This is a genomic window from Candidatus Enterococcus moelleringii, assembly GCF_017377575.1.
Classification (GTDB): domain Bacteria; phylum Bacillota; class Bacilli; order Lactobacillales; family Enterococcaceae; genus Enterococcus_A; species Enterococcus_A moelleringii.
Map to the genome: position 1 here is coordinate 30,868 of NZ_JAFREM010000031.1, position 16,407 is coordinate 47,274.

Annotated in this window: 17 protein-coding genes and 1 tRNA gene; 2 read left to right on the forward strand and 16 right to left on the reverse strand. The window is 40.3% G+C overall.

All coding sequences use genetic code 11. The annotated features are described in order from the left end of the window. Positions 1-13 precede the first annotated feature (13 nt). The 8 genes from rfbB to map form a co-directional block, all read right to left on the reverse strand. On the reverse strand, positions 14-1,042 hold the full coding sequence (gene rfbB, locus JZO70_RS18830) for a dTDP-glucose 4,6-dehydratase (RefSeq protein ID WP_207675231.1): 1,029 nt from the start codon (positions 1,040-1,042) through the stop codon (positions 14-16). A gap of 11 nt (positions 1,043-1,053) precedes the next feature. After that, positions 1,054-1,635: a dTDP-4-dehydrorhamnose 3,5-epimerase gene (rfbC, locus tag JZO70_RS18835; RefSeq protein WP_207675232.1), complete on the reverse strand. Its 582-nt coding sequence runs from the start codon at positions 1,633-1,635 to the stop codon at positions 1,054-1,056. After that, positions 1,635-2,507, reverse strand: a complete 873-nt coding sequence (gene rfbA / locus JZO70_RS18840) for a glucose-1-phosphate thymidylyltransferase RfbA (protein WP_207675233.1) — start codon at positions 2,505-2,507, stop codon at positions 1,635-1,637. Before rfbA ends, rfbC begins: the two co-directional genes overlap by 1 nt. A 72-nt stretch (positions 2,508-2,579) precedes the next feature. Further along, positions 2,580-3,323, reverse strand: a complete 744-nt coding sequence (locus JZO70_RS18845; protein WP_207675234.1) for a glycosyltransferase family 2 protein — start codon at positions 3,321-3,323, stop codon at positions 2,580-2,582. Positions 3,324-3,333: 10 nt separating this feature from the next. Next, complete coding sequence (locus tag JZO70_RS18850; RefSeq protein ID WP_430748903.1) at positions 3,334-4,134, reverse strand: glycosyltransferase; 801 nt, start codon at positions 4,132-4,134, stop codon at positions 3,334-3,336. An 8-nt stretch (positions 4,135-4,142) separates the two neighbouring features. After that, positions 4,143-5,261: an MraY family glycosyltransferase gene (locus tag JZO70_RS18855; RefSeq protein WP_207675236.1), complete on the reverse strand. Its 1,119-nt coding sequence runs from the start codon at positions 5,259-5,261 to the stop codon at positions 4,143-4,145. A gap of 79 nt (positions 5,262-5,340) precedes the next feature. Then, positions 5,341-6,267: a YihY/virulence factor BrkB family protein gene (locus tag JZO70_RS18860; RefSeq protein ID WP_207675237.1), complete on the reverse strand. Its 927-nt coding sequence runs from the start codon at positions 6,265-6,267 to the stop codon at positions 5,341-5,343. Between the two features lie 13 nt (positions 6,268-6,280). Then, entirely contained in the window at positions 6,281-7,045 is a 765-nt protein-coding gene (gene map, locus JZO70_RS18865) for a type I methionyl aminopeptidase (protein WP_207675238.1), read from the reverse strand. A 145-nt stretch (positions 7,046-7,190) separates the two neighbouring features. Between map and JZO70_RS18870 the strand changes: the two genes are divergently transcribed. Continuing rightward, positions 7,191-7,634 carry a flavodoxin gene (locus tag JZO70_RS18870; RefSeq protein WP_207675239.1) on the forward strand — a complete coding sequence of 148 codons (444 nt, stop codon included), beginning with the start codon at positions 7,191-7,193 and terminating at the stop codon, positions 7,632-7,634. A 91-nt stretch (positions 7,635-7,725) separates the two neighbouring features. Then, the gene (locus tag JZO70_RS18875) at positions 7,726-8,967 is read left to right on the forward strand and encodes an aminopeptidase (protein WP_207675240.1); all 1,242 of its coding nucleotides are present in this window, start codon (positions 7,726-7,728) and stop codon (positions 8,965-8,967) included. Between the two features lie 45 nt (positions 8,968-9,012). Here the strand turns inward: JZO70_RS18875 and JZO70_RS18880 are convergent, their stop codons facing one another. From JZO70_RS18880 to JZO70_RS18915, 8 genes are all read right to left on the reverse strand, one after another. Then, positions 9,013-9,660: a class II aldolase/adducin family protein gene (locus tag JZO70_RS18880; protein ID WP_207675241.1), complete on the reverse strand. Its 648-nt coding sequence runs from the start codon at positions 9,658-9,660 to the stop codon at positions 9,013-9,015. Further along, positions 9,626-10,588: a 1-phosphofructokinase family hexose kinase gene (locus JZO70_RS18885; RefSeq protein WP_207675242.1), complete on the reverse strand. Its 963-nt coding sequence runs from the start codon at positions 10,586-10,588 to the stop codon at positions 9,626-9,628. Before JZO70_RS18885 ends, JZO70_RS18880 begins: the two co-directional genes overlap by 35 nt. 17 nt (positions 10,589-10,605) lie before the next feature. Next, complete coding sequence (locus JZO70_RS18890; RefSeq protein ID WP_207675243.1) at positions 10,606-11,988, reverse strand: PTS galactitol transporter subunit IIC; 1,383 nt, start codon at positions 11,986-11,988, stop codon at positions 10,606-10,608. Between the two features lie 14 nt (positions 11,989-12,002). Next, on the reverse strand, positions 12,003-12,281 hold the full coding sequence (locus tag JZO70_RS18895) for a PTS sugar transporter subunit IIB (protein WP_207675244.1): 279 nt from the start codon (positions 12,279-12,281) through the stop codon (positions 12,003-12,005). A 22-nt stretch (positions 12,282-12,303) separates the two neighbouring features. Beyond that, complete coding sequence (locus tag JZO70_RS18900; protein WP_207675245.1) at positions 12,304-12,780, reverse strand: PTS sugar transporter subunit IIA; 477 nt, start codon at positions 12,778-12,780, stop codon at positions 12,304-12,306. After that, positions 12,774-14,813, reverse strand: a complete 2,040-nt coding sequence (locus JZO70_RS18905) for a BglG family transcription antiterminator (RefSeq protein ID WP_207675246.1) — start codon at positions 14,811-14,813, stop codon at positions 12,774-12,776. Before JZO70_RS18905 ends, JZO70_RS18900 begins: the two co-directional genes overlap by 7 nt. A 289-nt stretch (positions 14,814-15,102) precedes the next feature. Further along, positions 15,103-15,176, reverse strand: a tRNA-Arg gene (locus tag JZO70_RS18910). A gap of 50 nt (positions 15,177-15,226) precedes the next feature. Further along, positions 15,227-16,402, reverse strand: a complete 1,176-nt coding sequence (locus JZO70_RS18915; RefSeq protein ID WP_207675247.1) for a DEAD/DEAH box helicase — start codon at positions 16,400-16,402, stop codon at positions 15,227-15,229. Between the last annotated feature and the right edge of the window lie 5 nt (positions 16,403-16,407).

Consider the following 16,407-nt stretch of genomic DNA (forward strand, 5'->3'; position numbering starts at 1 on the left):
CCTGCCAGTTGAATTATTGACCGTTTTTCGCGTAATTGGCTTCAACAGCTTGTTTTTCAGCTTCCCACCAATTACGGTTTTCTTCATACCAGCGAATCGTATCTGCTAATCCATCACGAAAATTGGTAAACTCAGGTGTCCAACCTAGTTCTTCCCGCAGTTTGGTAGAATCAATTGCGTAACGCAAGTCATGACCTGGACGATCATTTACGTGATCGTAAGCATCTTTAGATTGACCCATCAACTCTAGAATTAATTCCATGACTGATTTGTTGTTTTCTTCGCCATCAGCACCAATTAGGTAAGTTTCACCAATCTTGCCTTTAGTAAGAATTGTCCAAACCGCTGAAGAATGATCGTTAGTATGGATCCAATCGCGGACATTTTTGCCATCGCCATATAATTTAGGGCGAATACCGCTCAATACGTTAGTAATTTGACGCGGTATGAATTTTTCAATATGTTGGTAAGGACCATAGTTATTAGAACAATTAGAAATTGTCGCTTGCAAATTAAACGAACGAACCCAAGCTTTTACTAATAAATCAGATCCTGCTTTAGTTGATGAATACGGACTTGAAGGATTGTAAGGTGTTTGGTCCGTGAACTTCTCGCCTTCACCTTCACCGTGCCCTGGAAGATCTTCTCGTAGTGGCAGATCTCCATATACTTCATCAGTCGAAACATGATGATAGCGTACATTGTGTTTGCGGCATGCTTCGATTAACGTGTAAGTCCCAATAATGTTAGTTTGCACAAATGGGAATGGATCTTTTAATGAATTATCATTGTGAGATTCAGCTGCATAATGTACTACAGCATCCGTTTCTTTTACTAGCTGCTCAACTAATTCAGCATCAGCGATATCGCCAACTACCAATTTCACTTGCTCTTCTGGCAAGCCGGCCAAATTAGCTTCATTACCCGCGTAGGTCAATTTATCAAGAACAGTAACGTGAACCTCCGGATGATGATTTACCACGTAATGAACGAAGTTAGAACCGATGAAGCCGGCTCCACCAGTAACGATTATCTTTTTCATGCTTTGTCTCCTTAAATTTCACCGTAAACGAACGGATTTTCTGCTTCGAATTCTTTTAATGTCGGATGCTTTTGATCCTTCTCTGAAGTAATAGCTTTATCCATCGCCATTGGCCATTGGATGTTTAAGTCAGGATCGTTGAAGGCAATGCCGCCGTCAGCTGCTGCATCATAATAGTTATCGCATTTGTATAAGAAGTTAACGTCTGGTGTTAAAGTCATAAAGCCATGGGCATATCCTTTTGGTACCAATAGTTGACGATGGTTGTGTTCAGACAAGATATAACCTTCCCATTGACCATAAGTTGGACTACCTTTGCGTATGTCAACAATTACATCTAATACAGCTCCAGTAACCACGCGAATAAGTTTTGTCTGCGCTGATTTTCCTTTTTGGAAATGCAGACCTCTCAAAACACCCGGTTGACTAGATAAAGAATGGTTGTCTTGGATAAAATCAGCTTCAATTCCGGCTTCTTTAAAATCTTTTTCAGAATAGCTTTCAGTGAAAAAACCGCGATGGTCGCCAAATACAGCCGGCTCCAAAATTTTTACATCGGTTAATTTGGTTTCAGTTACGACTAATTTTCCCATTATATTTCCTCTTTTGCTAAACGTAATAAGTATTGTCCATATTGATTTTTCTTCAATGGTTGAGCTAATTCAACTAGCTGTTCTTTAGTGATGTAACCCATACGGAATGCAATTTCCTCTAAGCAGGCTACTTTTAGATTCTGACGCTTCTCGATCGTCGAAATAAAGGTAGAAGCTTCTAATAATGACTCATGGGTTCCCGTATCTAACCAGGCAAATCCCCGACTCATTACTTCAACCGAAAGCTTGTTGCGATTCAAGTATTCTTTATTCACATCGGTGATTTCTAATTCGCCACGATCTGAAGGTTTAATATTTTTAGCAATTTCCACAACATCGTTATCGTAGAAATATAGGCCAGTAACAGCATAGTTTGACTTAGGTTGTTCCGGTTTTTCTTCAATGGAAACAGCTTGCATATTGTCGTCAAACTCAACGACACCGAACCGTTCGGGATCGTTTACGTGATAGCCGAATACTGTAGCACCTTCTTTTTTAGCTGCGGTGCGCTGCAACATACGAGATAATCCGTCACCGTAATAAATATTGTCGCCTAGAACTAAGCAAACACTATCATCACCAATAAATTCCTCGCCAATAATGAAGGCTTGCGCTAATCCATCTGGGCTTTCTTGAACAGCGTATTCGATGTGAATACCTAGTTCTTGTCCGTTACCGAATAAGCTTTCAAATCGTGGTGTATCCTCTGGTGTCGAAATAATTAAAATTTCCTTAATACCAGCCAACATTAAAGTAGACATTGGGTAATAAATCATTGGTTTGTCATAGACAGGCATTAATTGTTTCGAAGTTGCTTTGGTTAATGGATACAAGCGCGTACCGCTGCCGCCTGCTAAAATAATTCCTTTCATGTTTACGCTCCTAACTTTTTCTATACATACGTGTCTCATTATACATGATGTGTTACTAATGGAGAAAGTACTTTACGTATTTTTTTTATTTTCAGTCAGTCTTTTCCTAACTAAACGCCATGCTTTCCAGCGCCATTGAAATTGTTGTACCTTTGAGGCAGATGTTTTTATCTCAGTTGTGTTTAAACCATGCCTACGGTAATAAACTAGTTGGTCTGGAATAAACACTACACCTTTCGTGTGATCAGCTAATAATCCGATCCACATGTCATGCATTGGAACGTCGCTTGGGATTGGTAAAATCAAGTCCTTGAGTTCTTTACGAAAAGCCATTCCTGCACCGATATAGCTACTGCGAAGCAAATTGTGCCAGAAACCTGGCTTAGTATGACGCAATGCCTGATAAGAAGGAATCAGCGTTTGAAAATCATTGTCAACGATTATTAAATCTGAAACAATCACGGTGATATTTGGATGCCCTTGAAAGTACTTTTTCATGACACTTACTTTATTCGGCTGCCACACATCGTCTTGATCACTTAGAAAAATAAGATCATTTTGACCTTTAGATATGGCATATTCAAAATTACCAATTACACCGGGGCGTTCGTTTTTGAAAAGTCGGATTCGGTGGTCATTTTCTTGATAGGCTTTCAACAATTCCCAAGTACCATCGGTTGAAGAGTTATCAGAAACGACTAGTTCGTCTTGTTCAGTTAATTGCGGCAGAATGCTGTCTAGCTGTGCTTCAATAAACGCTCTCCCATTATATGTGGCCATACAAACAGAAACAGATAGCCCTTGATTATTGTGCATGTGATCCTCCCTAGAAGAATTGCCAACCCCATTTGTTGAAATACTTTCTCATTGATTGCAAAAAGACGAAAAACAGCTTGCGGCTTTTCACCGCTCCCCGTTCATATAAATGAACAACTTGAAATCTTGGTGTGTATAACACTTTGTATCCGGCAGCTTCCATCTTTCTACAAAGATCGTTGTCTTCAAAATACATAAAATAGCGCTCGTCGAAACCTTCTACAGCGGCAAACTTCTCAACATCCACCACCATGAAGCTGCCTGAAATCATCCGCACATAGCTGTCCCGATCATCCGGCAACTCCCGGCATTCAAACCTGGCTAAACGTTTGTCAAACATTTTTTTGACAAAATGAAAAGGAACAAAGCGCAGCATGTAGTCAAAAACATCCAGCTTTTGACGAACTAAGTGCTGTGTAGTCCCGTCTTCGTTCAAAATTTTCGGAGCCAGCAATGCTGCCTCCGAGTGCTGCTTCAACAAAGAAACTAATCCGTTTAGAACATCTTGTTCTAAAATAATGTCTGGATTAAAAATAATTGCAAAATCAGAAGGTTTAGATAATAGATTATAATTATGTCCGAAACCGAACCCTTTATTTTCTTCATGAAGAGTCACTTGAATAAACGGAAAACGCTGGTAACCCAACAATTTTTGCTGGTATCCAGCCTCCGAATGATTATCAAAAATTATTATTTTGACAGCGGGGTTATCCCCAAGCTTATCAATCAACGTATCCAAACTTAAAAAAATTTTGTCACTATTATGGGTAACGATACTAATAGTGACAATCTCTGTAGGTGTATTCATCAATGGCTGGCTCATTTCTTAAAGTATTTCTTAAGGACTTGCGAACGGTATTCTTTGTTTCCAAAAAGGCGGAAGGTTTTCGTGATAAAACTGTATTTTTCGCTGATTAATCCAATCAGCTCTAATAAGAAAGTAATCGCAAAGCCCATGGCTATGATCAGAACAATCGTGCCGATTTTGCTGGTGTAGTTGATTAACAAGGCTGTAAAAGAAAAGAGCACTGCAATCGCATAGATCGTTAATACCGCGCCGCGATGGCCAAAGCCTAAATCCATTAATCGATGGTGCAAATGCTGCTTGTCGGCCTCTGAGATAGGTATTTTCTTGGCACGTCGGCGTATCATTGCAAAAAACGTGTCTGTTACTGGAACTCCTAAAATAATTAAAGGGGTAATTAATGTAATAAAAGTCACGTTTTTTAACCCTTCTAAGGATAAAACAGCAATCATAAATCCTAAAAACAAAGCGCCTGTATCCCCTAGATATATTTTAGCAGGATTGAAATTGTAAGGGAAAAAGCCCATAATGCTGGCAACCAGACAAAAAATAGTTAGTGAAATATAGGTCGTTGACGCGTGCAAGAAGAAATAGCCGATTACACCGATTGTCGTCAAGCCGATAATTGAAACGCCGGAAGCCAAACCGTCCAAGCCGTCAATCAAATTCACTGCATTGGTAATACCAAAAATCCAAAAGACCGTAGCTGGTAAGCTAAACCAGCCTAGCTCCACGTGGCCTAATATAGGAATAGTTAAAAAATTAAATTGGATATCTGATCTAAAATAAATAATTAGTGCCGCAATTAAAATGCCCAAGCTTTTTTGCTTCGGACTTAATTCAAATTTGTCATCTAGTATGCCCGTAATAACAATCACGGTTCCGCCTAATAAAATTGGCAGCAGATATGTATGTGGAATTACGTGCCTAAAGAAAAAGAGTGTTGAAATGGCAAAGGTAATGAAAATCGGCAGACCGCCTGCACTAGGCATAGTCACCTCATTGATTCGTCGTGCATTTGGTTTATCAACCATTCCTGTTTGAACAGAAATAATTTTAAATATCGGCGTTAGGATCAGCGCCATTAAAAATGTAAGGAAATACTTGATAATTAGTCCAAACGAGACTATCATTTTGCCACCCACCTTTTCTCAAAAAATATTATAGCGAATTCCCCCTGCTTTACAACCATCTAAGGCAAGGTTATAGGAGTTATTGGTCTGATTTGTCACTTTTTGATGACTTTTCTTTGAAAAATTTTAAAAGCTTGTTTACTCTACTGTTTCCTTGGCGTACTTCACGACCGGTACGAATTTCCTCCAAAGTTACATTTATGATACCACCGAAAATGACAATGGTAGCTGCAAAATTCAACCAAAGCATTAAAACAATAAAACTTCCGATGATTTGATAACCAGAAATACTGCGAGCAAACGTTCGTGCATACAAGCCAAAGCCTTGGGCTAAAACCATCCAGCCCAGTGTTGCAAAAATAGTTCCTGGAAGAGTATATCTCAGTCGAACTTTGGCATTAGGTATCAAGATGTAAATTGCACTCAAAATAATCAGCAACCCTAATAAAGTAATTGGCCAACGTAAGCGAGTAAAGGTCTCAATGTATGCAGTCGAGAACCCCAATAAAGGTTGTAATCCATCCATTATTATCTGACCAACACTGAAAAACAGCGCAATCGCTATAACCGCCATTAGAAGCAGACCCACCATTCCCACCGAAACAATCCGGCTGATAACAAAATTCCCGCGGTCATCTACTCCATATGCTCGGTTCAACGCCGTTTGCAAAGCGTTTACGCCTTTACTGGAAGACCAGATAGCCGCAAAAACCGAGATAGACAATAGACCGCCTGAATTATTGGAAAGCAGTCCTTCGATTGCTGGTTTAAGAAATTCATAAATTTCAGCAGGAATAATTTCCCGCACGTAAGGTAGAACGGTTTCCGGTGTAATACTCAAGTATGGGAGCAAGTTCCCAATAACAATCAACAATGGAAAAAATGACAGCAATAAATAATAGGCGACTACAACGGAACGGTCGCCTATTTCAGTTTCTTGCACGTGGGTCTGTACAGTTTCAATCAAACGCATCAATTTTTCATTGCTTTTTAGTTTCTCCAGCATAGTGTTTCCTTTTCTAGTATGTGCCTTCTTCCCCTTGAGAGGTTAACAACTTAGGACCTTCTTTGGTAATTGCCAAAGTGTGCTCATATTGACAGCTCCAGCCGCCATCACAAGTATAGGCAGTCCAACCGTTGGAGTCCATTTTCATTTGCCAATCACCGGTATTAATCATCGGTTCAATCGTAATAACCATGCCTTCTCTTAAGCGAAGGCCTTTGCCAGCTTCACCGTAGTGAGGAATAGCAGGTTCTTCGTGAATCGTAGGTCCAATGCCGTGCCCAACAAAATCGCGTACGACTGAAAATCCTTCGCCTTCAGCATAAGTTTGAATTGCATGGCCGATATCGCCAATCCGATTGCCTACTTGGGCTTGTTCAATCCCTAAGTATAAAGCTTTTTTCGTGACATCCATTAAGCGTTGAATTTCAGGAGAAGCTTCTCCTACAACGTATGCCCAGCAAGAGTCTGACATAGCACCCTTGTATTCCACACACATGTCAACTTTGATTAAGTCGCCATTTTTTAACGGCTTTTTACGAGGGAATCCATGACAGATTTCATCGTTGATACTAATACAAGTAGCATATTTGTAGCCTTCAAAGCCGATTTGAGCGGCTATTCCACCGTGGCTTTCAATAAACTTGCGAACAAAAACTTCAATATCCCAGCTTGTAATACCTGGTTTAATAAATGCGCGTAAATGACGATGTACGTCAGCTAACAATTCGCCGGATTCGTTCATCATTTCAATTTCTCTTGGTGATTTTAATGTAATCATGTTCTCGTCTCCTTTTTCATCCTTCCTATTTTAACATAACCCTATAAAGCGAACAAATGCTTAACGATTCTCTTAAAGAAACATTCCTTTTTGCTTAGACTTTTGGTATAATCTGCCTAAATATAGTTCCAAGGAGGAATTCTTTTTGACATTAGCAAAAATTGTATACGCAAGTATGACTGGAAATACTGAGGAAATCGCCGACATCGTAGCGGAAGCCCTTGAAAATTTAAATATTGAAGTAGAGGTAGATGAGTGTACCCAGGTGGATGCGGAAGATTTTCAAGATGCCGATATCTGTGTCGTAGCAACTTACACTTACGGCGAAGGCGACCTGCCTGATGAAATCGTCGATCTTTATGAAGAATTACAGGAACTGGATTTATCCGGCAAAGTCTATGGTGTTTGCGGTTCTGGTGATACCTTCTACGAAATGTACTGCAAATCAGTGGACGATTTCGATGCTGCATTTGCCAAAACAGGTGCCACTAAAGGTGCGGAAAATGTAAAAGTTGAAATGGCTGCCGAAGAGGAAGATATCGAAAACTTAGAAGTATTCGCTAAAAAATTAGCTGAAGCAGTTGAATAATTATTGAAGGAATCTTTCATTGAGGAAGATTCCTTTTTTGTACGAACAAGAAATGCTATGATAAATACAGTACAGAAACGGAGGAATAGATATGGTATTACCAAATTTCTTAGATAACCTAGACAAATATGCCCGATTGATTACAGAAGTGGGGATCAATACGCAAAAGGGAGATACAGTCGTTGTTTACGCTAGTGTCGATCAAGCACCTCTGGCTCGTTTGGTTACAACCCATGCTTATAAACTAGGAGCTGCTCAAGTACTTGTTCAATGGAATGACGATTTAATACAACGGGAATTTCTAATGCATGCTGACGAAGAACACATTTCTACTGTTCCTGAATATAAAAAAGCTGAAGCTGATACTTTTGCCGAAAAACGGGTAAGCCGGATTAGTATTGTCTCTTCTGATCCAGATGCCTTACTAGGCGTCGCTACTGATCGGGTAGCTACTTACCAACAAGCCCGGGGAAAAGCGCTAAAAGCCGTTATGCAGGCCACACAATCGAATAAGCTGCGTTGGACAGTTGTCGCGGCCGCAAGTCCTGCTTGGGCGAAGAAAGTTTTCCCTGAATTAGACTCAACTGAAAACCAAGTAGACGCGCTCTGGGATGAAATATTCAAAACAACTCGGATTTACAATGATGATCCAGTAAAAGCTTGGCAGGAGCATGATCAGAACATGCGAGCTCAAGCAGAAAAACTGAACAAAGAACAGTTCACTGCCCTGCATTACACAGCACCAGGAACCGATTTAATAATTGGTTTACCAAAGAAACATATTTGGGAAGGCGCTGGAAGCTTCGCAGCTGACGGCAATGAATTTATGGCTAATATGCCGACCGAAGAGGTTTTCACAGCTCCCGATCGTAATCGTGTGGATGGCTATATTACCAGTACAAAACCATTAAGCTATGCCGGCACAACTTTGATAGATATGAAATTCACCTTTAAAGACGGAAAAGTCGTTGATTTCTCAGCAAAAGAAGGTCAAGATGTTCTGGCCTCACTGTTAGACACCGATGAAGGGGCTAAACACCTGGGAGAAGTTGCGCTTGTTCCAGATCCTTCACCTATTTCACAATCAGGTATCACTTTTTACAATACCTTGTTTGACGAAAATGCTTCAAATCACTTAGCTTTAGGTGCTGCTTACCCATTTAGTGTTGAAGGTGGAACTGAAATGACTGAAGAAGAATTAGCTGAAACTGGTTTGAACAACAGTCAAACCCATGTTGATTTCATGGTTGGATCGAATAGAATGTCGATTGAGGGTATCCGTGAGGACGGCAGCCGTGTTCCGGTTTTTAGAGACGGCGACTGGGCGCAATAAAATAAGGTTGATCTTTCTGAGCTTATAGAAAGATCAACCTCTTTTTTATTCTTCTAAATTATAAGCGTACTCTTTGTTTTCCGTGTCGCTGATTCCCAATTTGTCATAAATCATCGCTTTATACGCAATATAGGCATTATACTCTAGGCGTTCAAGCATATCGTTGGCTTTGTTCAGATTTTCTTCTAAGACCAAAACACCATGCTTGTTTAACAGCATAACTTTAGAAAGGACGTCATCTCCTAAACTAGCCACATGATTTTTAACAATTTCGGCTAGCTCTGGCGAACAGGCAGGCGCAAACGGCAGGCATGGGATTTCGCCAAATTTTTGAGTCGCTTCTGTCAAATTAGGCATGTCCATTCCCTGACAAGCAAAGACCATCGATTCCCGAGCGTGTCCGTGCAGCACGCAGCCGATCTTGCGGTTTTCACGATAGCAAGCCATATGCATGTTGATTTCTCGGGTTAAGCGCCCATCTCCTTCAACAATATTCTCATCCATATCTACTACTAGAATCTGATAAGGAGATAAATCACACAAATGATTTTGCGACATTAATGTCGGTGTCATAATGATATGTTCGTCGTTTAAGCGAACACTGATATTTCCTCCCGCCGCGTTTGTTCCATAGCGGTCATAAATATTTTTAACAATCTTAGCTAGGTGAGCTCTTTCTATTGGATATAGCATAATTTTCCTCCTCGATTTGAATTTCTACAGAATGAATCAGTTGATTCGCTTCTGTTACATCAAAAAATGAACTGTCTTCGTGTTGAACCTTGCTGGCAGCACAAGCGCTTGCCATTTTTAATGAAGCCTCAATGTCTTGCGTTTGATAGAATGTTGCTAAGAACGAACCTACAAAGCAGTCCCCTGCCCCAGTATCATTTATTTCTGAAACTTTTGGGGCAGTCACTTTGTACTGATTTCCTCCGTAGTAGCATAGGCAACCCTTGCTGCCCCGGGAGGCAACAATACAAGTGATTTTCTCAGCTAAGTCTGCTAGCTTTTCTTCGATTGTTTGTTGACCGTCAATTAAAGCTTCAATCTCAAACTCGTTGGGTTTTATAAAGTCTACCGCCAGCTCGACTGCCAATTGTAAAGCTTCATCCGATAAGTCGCAGGCTAAAAAACTTCCCGCTTTCTGGATGACTGTCAGCAATTCTTTCAAGTCAGCCAGTTCAAACCCTTCCGGTTGAGAACCGGCTACCAGCACCATATCTTCTGGCTTCAAATGCTCAGCAAGAAAAGTCAGCAAGCTTTGTTTTTCTTTAACAGATACCTTTAGACTGGGTTCCGTCACCATCGCAGATCCTAAATTATCAGGATCAATCAGGATGATGGATTCCCGTGTTGCACAATCGGGAACCGCTAGGAATTGATGAGAAATAGCTTTCTCCGCCAAAATCTGAGTAAACTTTGCGAAGTTCTGCTCCCCAGCAAACCCTAAGGCCAAGTTGGCAACCTTCAATTTGGACATGGCATAGGAGCCGTGGGTACCTTTACCGCCAATATCATAGCGAATTTCCCGAGCACGATTATTTTTTCTTTTCGCTAACGGTTCTTCTAGAAAAACCAAACGATCAATCGCTGGATTTAAAGTGATAGTATAAATCATAACTTGTCCTCGATTTCCTAAGCGATTTCTTCTGAACCAGACACATCACATGCTTCATTAGCTGCTTTTTCTTCCCGACGTAAATCTTTATAATAGAAGACAAAGCAACCGATCCAGACTACTAAAATAATTGCTGGAATAAAGTTGCCTTCTAAGAAAGCAAACACATGAGAAAAGGCGTAAGTGAAAACTGGACCGTCAATGGAGCTGTTAGAAATCATTTGACCAGCTGCCAATTCTACTGCACCTGTTTGATTAGCTAAGTCAGTCATAAATGGTGCAAAGGCTGTGCCTACCCATAAGAAGATTGGCGAACCGATTGTACATAAAATAATCATCCGTAATAAGTTGCCGCCGGTTACTAGGAAGGCAGGTACAGCTAGAGCAATATTAATGATTCCGGCAAATGGCAAAATCTCATTTCCTGGTAAAAACATCGAGAACAGCAAAGTAATTGGCACTGAGTAAATGACGGCTAACCAAATTTCATTTGATCCGCCCATAAATGGCCAATCTAAACCAACCAGCAAAGTACGCCCTTCGAATTTTTTGTTCATAAAGTCAGAAACGGCTTCTGAAATTGGTGACAATGCCTGCATGAAATATTTAGTGATAACCGGGAATAGCGTCAGGGCAGTTGCAGCTTGAATAGCCAAGGTCAAAGTTTCCGCTACCGAATAACGAGCTAAGACACCAAAGACAATCCCTAAAATAAATCCTAATACATGGTTTTCAGCAAAAATACCTACTTTATCTTTTAGTGATTCAGCATCAAACTCTCGATCTAAAGCAGGAATCTTACGCAGCAATTTATCAATCGGATAGAAAATAGCCGCTAAAAAGACCATTTTATGGGTACAGGTTACCCCAGGAATACCCGAAAGCTTTTCGATTCGGTGTTGATGGGCATCCGCACATTTCAATTCGAAAACAATTTGCACTGCAGCTACCACGAAAGCCAATGGTACGCTGCCAGTAATACCCACTACGGCAACTGCGGTAAAAATTTTGCCCCAAACGTTCCATAGATCGGCATTGAAGGTATTGGTTTTGTTGATTACCAGCATCAAGACATTAATGCCGATCATCAAAGGAAACATTAAGAAGGCATAGGGCCATGACCACGAAATCGTCGACATGGTTGTCCATCCACCGTCTACAATTGGTAAAGAAATCCCAGTGGTTTCCAGCATAGCTTCGGCTGCTGGACTAATCGCCCCAGTCATAAAGCCGATCAACATGGTCATTCCGGTGAAGGCCACCCCTAAAGTAATCCCGGCACTTACGGCATCCTTGATCTTCATTCCTACAATTAAACCAGCAATAATAATGATAATTGGTACAAAAATCGCGGCACCCAAACTTAATAAGTAATCAACTACTGAACGTAAAATTTCCATCTTAGTTCCTCCTTCTAACTATTGACAATGTCAATTAGTTTTTGCAGCTCCGCTTCTTGTCCCATTCCCGTTAAAAAGGCAATCCCGTTAATTACTGGAATTGGATACTCCTTAGTTGTTTTAGTAATGGTAATGTATGCTACACTGGAGTCCATGTAACGATCTACTGATTTCAAATCAACTGCCTCCACATAAGCATCAACTTTTCGATCCTTCAATAAACGACTCACTTTGCTGGCTACTGTCTGAGAAGTTGCTACCCCGCTGCCGCATGCTACAATAATTTTTTTCATTTTCCATTCCTGCTTTCTATAGTTAAATTTCAATTGTTCCAAAGTTTTTTTCGATAATTCCAATAATCTTCTTTGCATCTGAAGCTTCTAAAAGCCCTTCGACTGCTTGCTCGTTGCACAACAATCCCATCAAGTTTTGCAATGCAATGACCTGTTGCCCGTCCTTTAAAACTCCCAGCATAAAAATCAGTTTCGCTTGAATCGAACCTTCCTCAATTCCCATAGGGTCAAATTCAATGCACTGTTTTGGCCGAACAACTGCAATAAAAGGCTGAACCAAGTTTTCCGGATCAGTATGCGGGATCGCCACTCCTACCGTAGAAGTTTGCAATCCAGTCGGGAAATTCTGCTCACGTTGTGTGATGTTTTCATAATAGGAGCCTTTCACATAGCCTTGTTCTTCCATGTGGGCAGCAAACCAGCGAAACAGATCTTCCTTACAGGTGATATCCGGTTCCAAAAATACTAGTGCTTCATCAAACAATTCCATACCTAACATTTACTCACCTCTTTAAAATAATCATTATTTTCAAAAGAATTTTCCATGAACCGATACAGCTGTTCACTGGAGGAAATTTCTTTGATTTGCTGCAGTGTTTCACTGGCTAACAAAATATGATTGAGCCGTAACAGCCATTCAACGTGCTGATTCTCCCTCGATGGTGCTAACGTGATGATCATTTTCATCGGCTCTTGATTCGGCAGCATGACTGGATCTTGAAGTAAAACCACTTGATAATCCGGTTGGAGAACACCGAATTCTGGCTTTGCATGGGGCAGATAAGTATCCTTGGCAATCATCATGAAGGGATAATCCTCTTTGAAAATGTCATAAACGACATTGATATATTCCTGGGTGACACTGCCTCTAGCTTTTAATAAATCAAACGCTTGTTTGAATACTTCTTCCCATGTCGTTGCCTGAGAAAAAGAAAATTTCTCTGGTTTCAACTGAAAAAAGTGTTCCTGTACTTCTAACAGTGCTTGTTCTTTTTGATAGAATCGCTCAATTCGTTCAAGGGCATCCTCTTTTTTACGATCAGGAAACAAATCATCTAAGAAACGATACAATTCCTTGGTTTTTTTCTTCACGTCTTGATTGATGGCCAAGGTCACTTTTTGCTTGATTTCCTCTTTTGCCTGTTTATCTAAAAAGGACGGAATAAGAAAAGTCGTAATTTCAGAATGAATCGGTACTGTGGTAAACAGAAAATCTGGTTTGATAGAGCTTTTAGCAACTTCATTGATGGCGTAAGCCCCGATAAACTCGATAGCCGGAAACAAGCGCTTCAATGTTTCTAACAACATTTTTGAAATTGACATACCGCTGCGACACAGCACCATAGCGGTGAAGGTCTTTTGTTCTTCAATGTGTTGGGTGCTTTGCATTGAGCTGATAACGATCATGGCGATAAAGGCGATCTCTTCATCAGGAAAGTGGCAATTCACGACTTGTTCAATTTGAGAGACCCCTTCACTGATTTTGTCATAGAGTATTGGATATTCTTCGTGAATTCTTTCCGTTAATGGATTGCGGATATTTACGTTCAACAAGCAACGGAAAATTGCCGGCCGCAAATGCAGCAGCAGTTTGTTTTTTAATTCCTGGGTATCCGTAAATTGCATCACACAATCTTCTTTTAAAAAGGTAATAAAGGTATCGATGGCCGTATTTACTTCACTGCTTTTAAAAACCTCATTGTTTGATTGAACGAACGTAGCTGATAAAATCTGCATCACCATATGGAGCAAATCCGTTTCATTCAAATTTTCAAAGCCGCGAAAAATGTGAGTGTAAATTGGGTATTCTTTTGTGTTGTCTAAATCATAATTGTCCAATGGAAACTGCCAGCTGGTTTTGAAGTGCTGCGCTCGACGAATCAGCAAACTCAGCAAAACCGGCAATTCTTCCATACTTTCTTCGGTAAACGTGACATGGGCTTGTTCTTGACAATGAATCAGACGATTTCGTAAAAGTAAAAGTTCATTTTCTTTGATGTATCCCGTATCCAATAATAAGTAACGTCCGTAAGGTTTGCGAAGAATCTTTTTGATAATCAGCAAGAGTTCATTTCGTAAATTAAATTCAGAACCGAATAAATAGTAGCCTTTCTTTCGCGAATACTTAACATAGATATCTTTTTTCTCCAGCTCCAGCTTCAAGCGCTTAATGTCAGCTAAAGCAGTATTTTTACTGACAATCAGTTGATCAGCTAATTCTTGTAAATTAAGATCCAGCTCGCTAAAAATTAAATGCAGAAACAATAAATCCCTACGACAGCCTACTTCATAATAAGCCGACATTTTTATTTGGTTGTATTTCAAATAACGGTAGCAGCGATCCCGATCAACTTCAGAAATACTTACTTGCCCTCCTTCCGAAATAAAATTCGTTTTTAACAACTGATTAATCTGCATTAAAGCCTCTACAATGCTTTGTTCAGAAGCTTCGTACTTGGCAACAAACTCTTTTAACTCCAACTGATGTTGCTGTACACTTTCTTGAATGATTTGGATTTCCAATTCTTTCATCAACCTGCACCTCACACTATTTATATTAAATTAGATTTCCCCGAATTCTCAGGAGTTCATCACAACTTGAAAACGTTATCAAACATTCAGTTGTGATGAAGCAAGTTTTTTCCTGTTCTAACACTATTTTTGCCGCTTTCCTTCATAAAACTCCCCTCCTTTTTGGGTTCATAAAAAAATACAAAAAAAAGGAGTCCTCTGTCCCCAGAAAACTCCCTTTTATAAAAGATTTATACTATTGGCCCAAAAACAGCCCCCTTAAACTCTAAAGGGGCTGTTTTTAAGAAGACGTCCTTGACTGGAATCGAACCAGCGACCTATCGCTTAGGAGGCGATTGCTCTATCCTACTGAGCTACAAGGACATACTTCTATATTTTAGCGATTTCGGACTGCTTGCGCAAGAGAAAAAAAGTTATTTACGTTTTTTTCCTTTGCTTTTCTTTTTTTTACTCTTTGGATCAGGATGAACTTCTGGTTTCTCAGTCGTTAAGGCACCACCGAATATATACACAGGCTCTATGGTGATACCTAATTTTTTAGCCGTCTTTTTAGCTTCGGCTAATTCCGGCGGCGTTACGAAAGAAATGACGATCCCTTCATTCCCCATCCGACCTACGCGGCCAGCTCGATGCAGATAGCTTTCTTCACTTTTAGGAAAATCTACATTAACCACAAATGGCATGGCATCAATATCCAATCCACGACTAGCAATATCAGTGGTTAGTAAACCAACTAGCTGATGCTTTTTCAGTTTTTCAATCGCTTGTTTTCTTAATTGCTTGTTTTGATCGGACGCTAGACTAGCCACAGGCAATTTATGGAAAAGCAGCTTTTCTTCAGCCGCGCCTAGATCGCTTAGCTGATTAAAGAATAATAATCCCCAAAATGCGGGAATGTTCAATAAACGTCGTAAGTTGTCTACTTTCTTTCGTTCACTGGTTTCTAGATAAAAATGTGCCACATCACCTTGACTAGTGTCCTCATGGCTGACATCCACTACCACTAAATCTTCATCGATCTGTTGAATTTCGGTTAAAACTTTGTCAGCTGTAGCTGAAAAATACAAACGTTGAATCGTTTGCGGCAGACTTTTCAAGATTCGCTGGATCAACTGCAGATTTTGTCCGTGAATCAGTTGATCGACTTCATCGAAAACAACCGTTTTAAATTGATGACTTTTCAGTTTCTTGCTGGTCATCAGTTCCATTACTCGACCTGGCGTTCCTACGATGACCTCTGGCTTTTTCTTTAAGGCATCCTGTTGGCGTTTAATGTTTGCTCCGCCAATTAGCGAAGTTACCTTGATTTCGGAGCCCTTCAGCCAAGTCCGCGCGACTTCCACTACTTGCATCGCCAGTTCCTGCGATGAAGTCAAAATCAGCAGCTGGTTGGCTTCTTTCGGCTGCAGTTGATTAATTAAGGGCAAAAGATAAGCTAAGGTTTTGCCGCTGCCAGTAGGTGCAACTCCGACTAAATTCTTTCCAGCCGTAATAGGTTCAAATACTTCGGTCTGAATCAATGATGGGTCTGTAAAACCAGCTGCTTGCCAGTTTTCTTGTAGAAATGGTGTTAATTGTTGGTTATCCATAATTT

Coding starts and splice junctions, on each gene's coding strand:
- rfbB (WP_207675231.1), bottom strand. CDS start 1,042: ATGAAAAAGATAATCGTTACTGGTGGAGCCGGCTTCATCGGTTCTAAC.
- rfbC (WP_207675232.1), bottom strand. CDS start 1,635: ATGGGAAAATTAGTCGTAACTGAAACCAAATTAACCGATGTAAAAATT.
- rfbA (WP_207675233.1), bottom strand. CDS start 2,507: ATGAAAGGAATTATTTTAGCAGGCGGCAGCGGTACGCGCTTGTATCCA.
- JZO70_RS18845 (WP_207675234.1), bottom strand. CDS start 3,323: ATGCACAATAATCAAGGGCTATCTGTTTCTGTTTGTATGGCCACATAT.
- JZO70_RS18855 (WP_207675236.1), bottom strand. CDS start 5,261: ATGATAGTCTCGTTTGGACTAATTATCAAGTATTTCCTTACATTTTTA.
- JZO70_RS18860 (WP_207675237.1), bottom strand. CDS start 6,267: ATGCTGGAGAAACTAAAAAGCAATGAAAAATTGATGCGTTTGATTGAA.
- map (WP_207675238.1), bottom strand. CDS start 7,045: ATGATTACATTAAAATCACCAAGAGAAATTGAAATGATGAACGAATCC.
- JZO70_RS18875 (WP_207675240.1), top strand. CDS start 7,726: ATGGTATTACCAAATTTCTTAGATAACCTAGACAAATATGCCCGATTG.
- JZO70_RS18880 (WP_207675241.1), bottom strand. CDS start 9,660: ATGCTATATCCAATAGAAAGAGCTCACCTAGCTAAGATTGTTAAAAAT.
- JZO70_RS18885 (WP_207675242.1), bottom strand. CDS start 10,588: ATGATTTATACTATCACTTTAAATCCAGCGATTGATCGTTTGGTTTTT.
- JZO70_RS18890 (WP_207675243.1), bottom strand. CDS start 11,988: ATGGAAATTTTACGTTCAGTAGTTGATTACTTATTAAGTTTGGGTGCC.
- JZO70_RS18895 (WP_207675244.1), bottom strand. CDS start 12,281: ATGAAAAAAATTATTGTAGCATGCGGCAGCGGGGTAGCAACTTCTCAG.
- JZO70_RS18900 (WP_207675245.1), bottom strand. CDS start 12,780: ATGTTAGGTATGGAATTGTTTGATGAAGCACTAGTATTTTTGGAACCG.
- JZO70_RS18905 (WP_207675246.1), bottom strand. CDS start 14,813: ATGAAAGAATTGGAAATCCAAATCATTCAAGAAAGTGTACAGCAACAT.
- JZO70_RS18915 (WP_207675247.1), bottom strand. CDS start 16,402: ATGGATAACCAACAATTAACACCATTTCTACAAGAAAACTGGCAAGCA.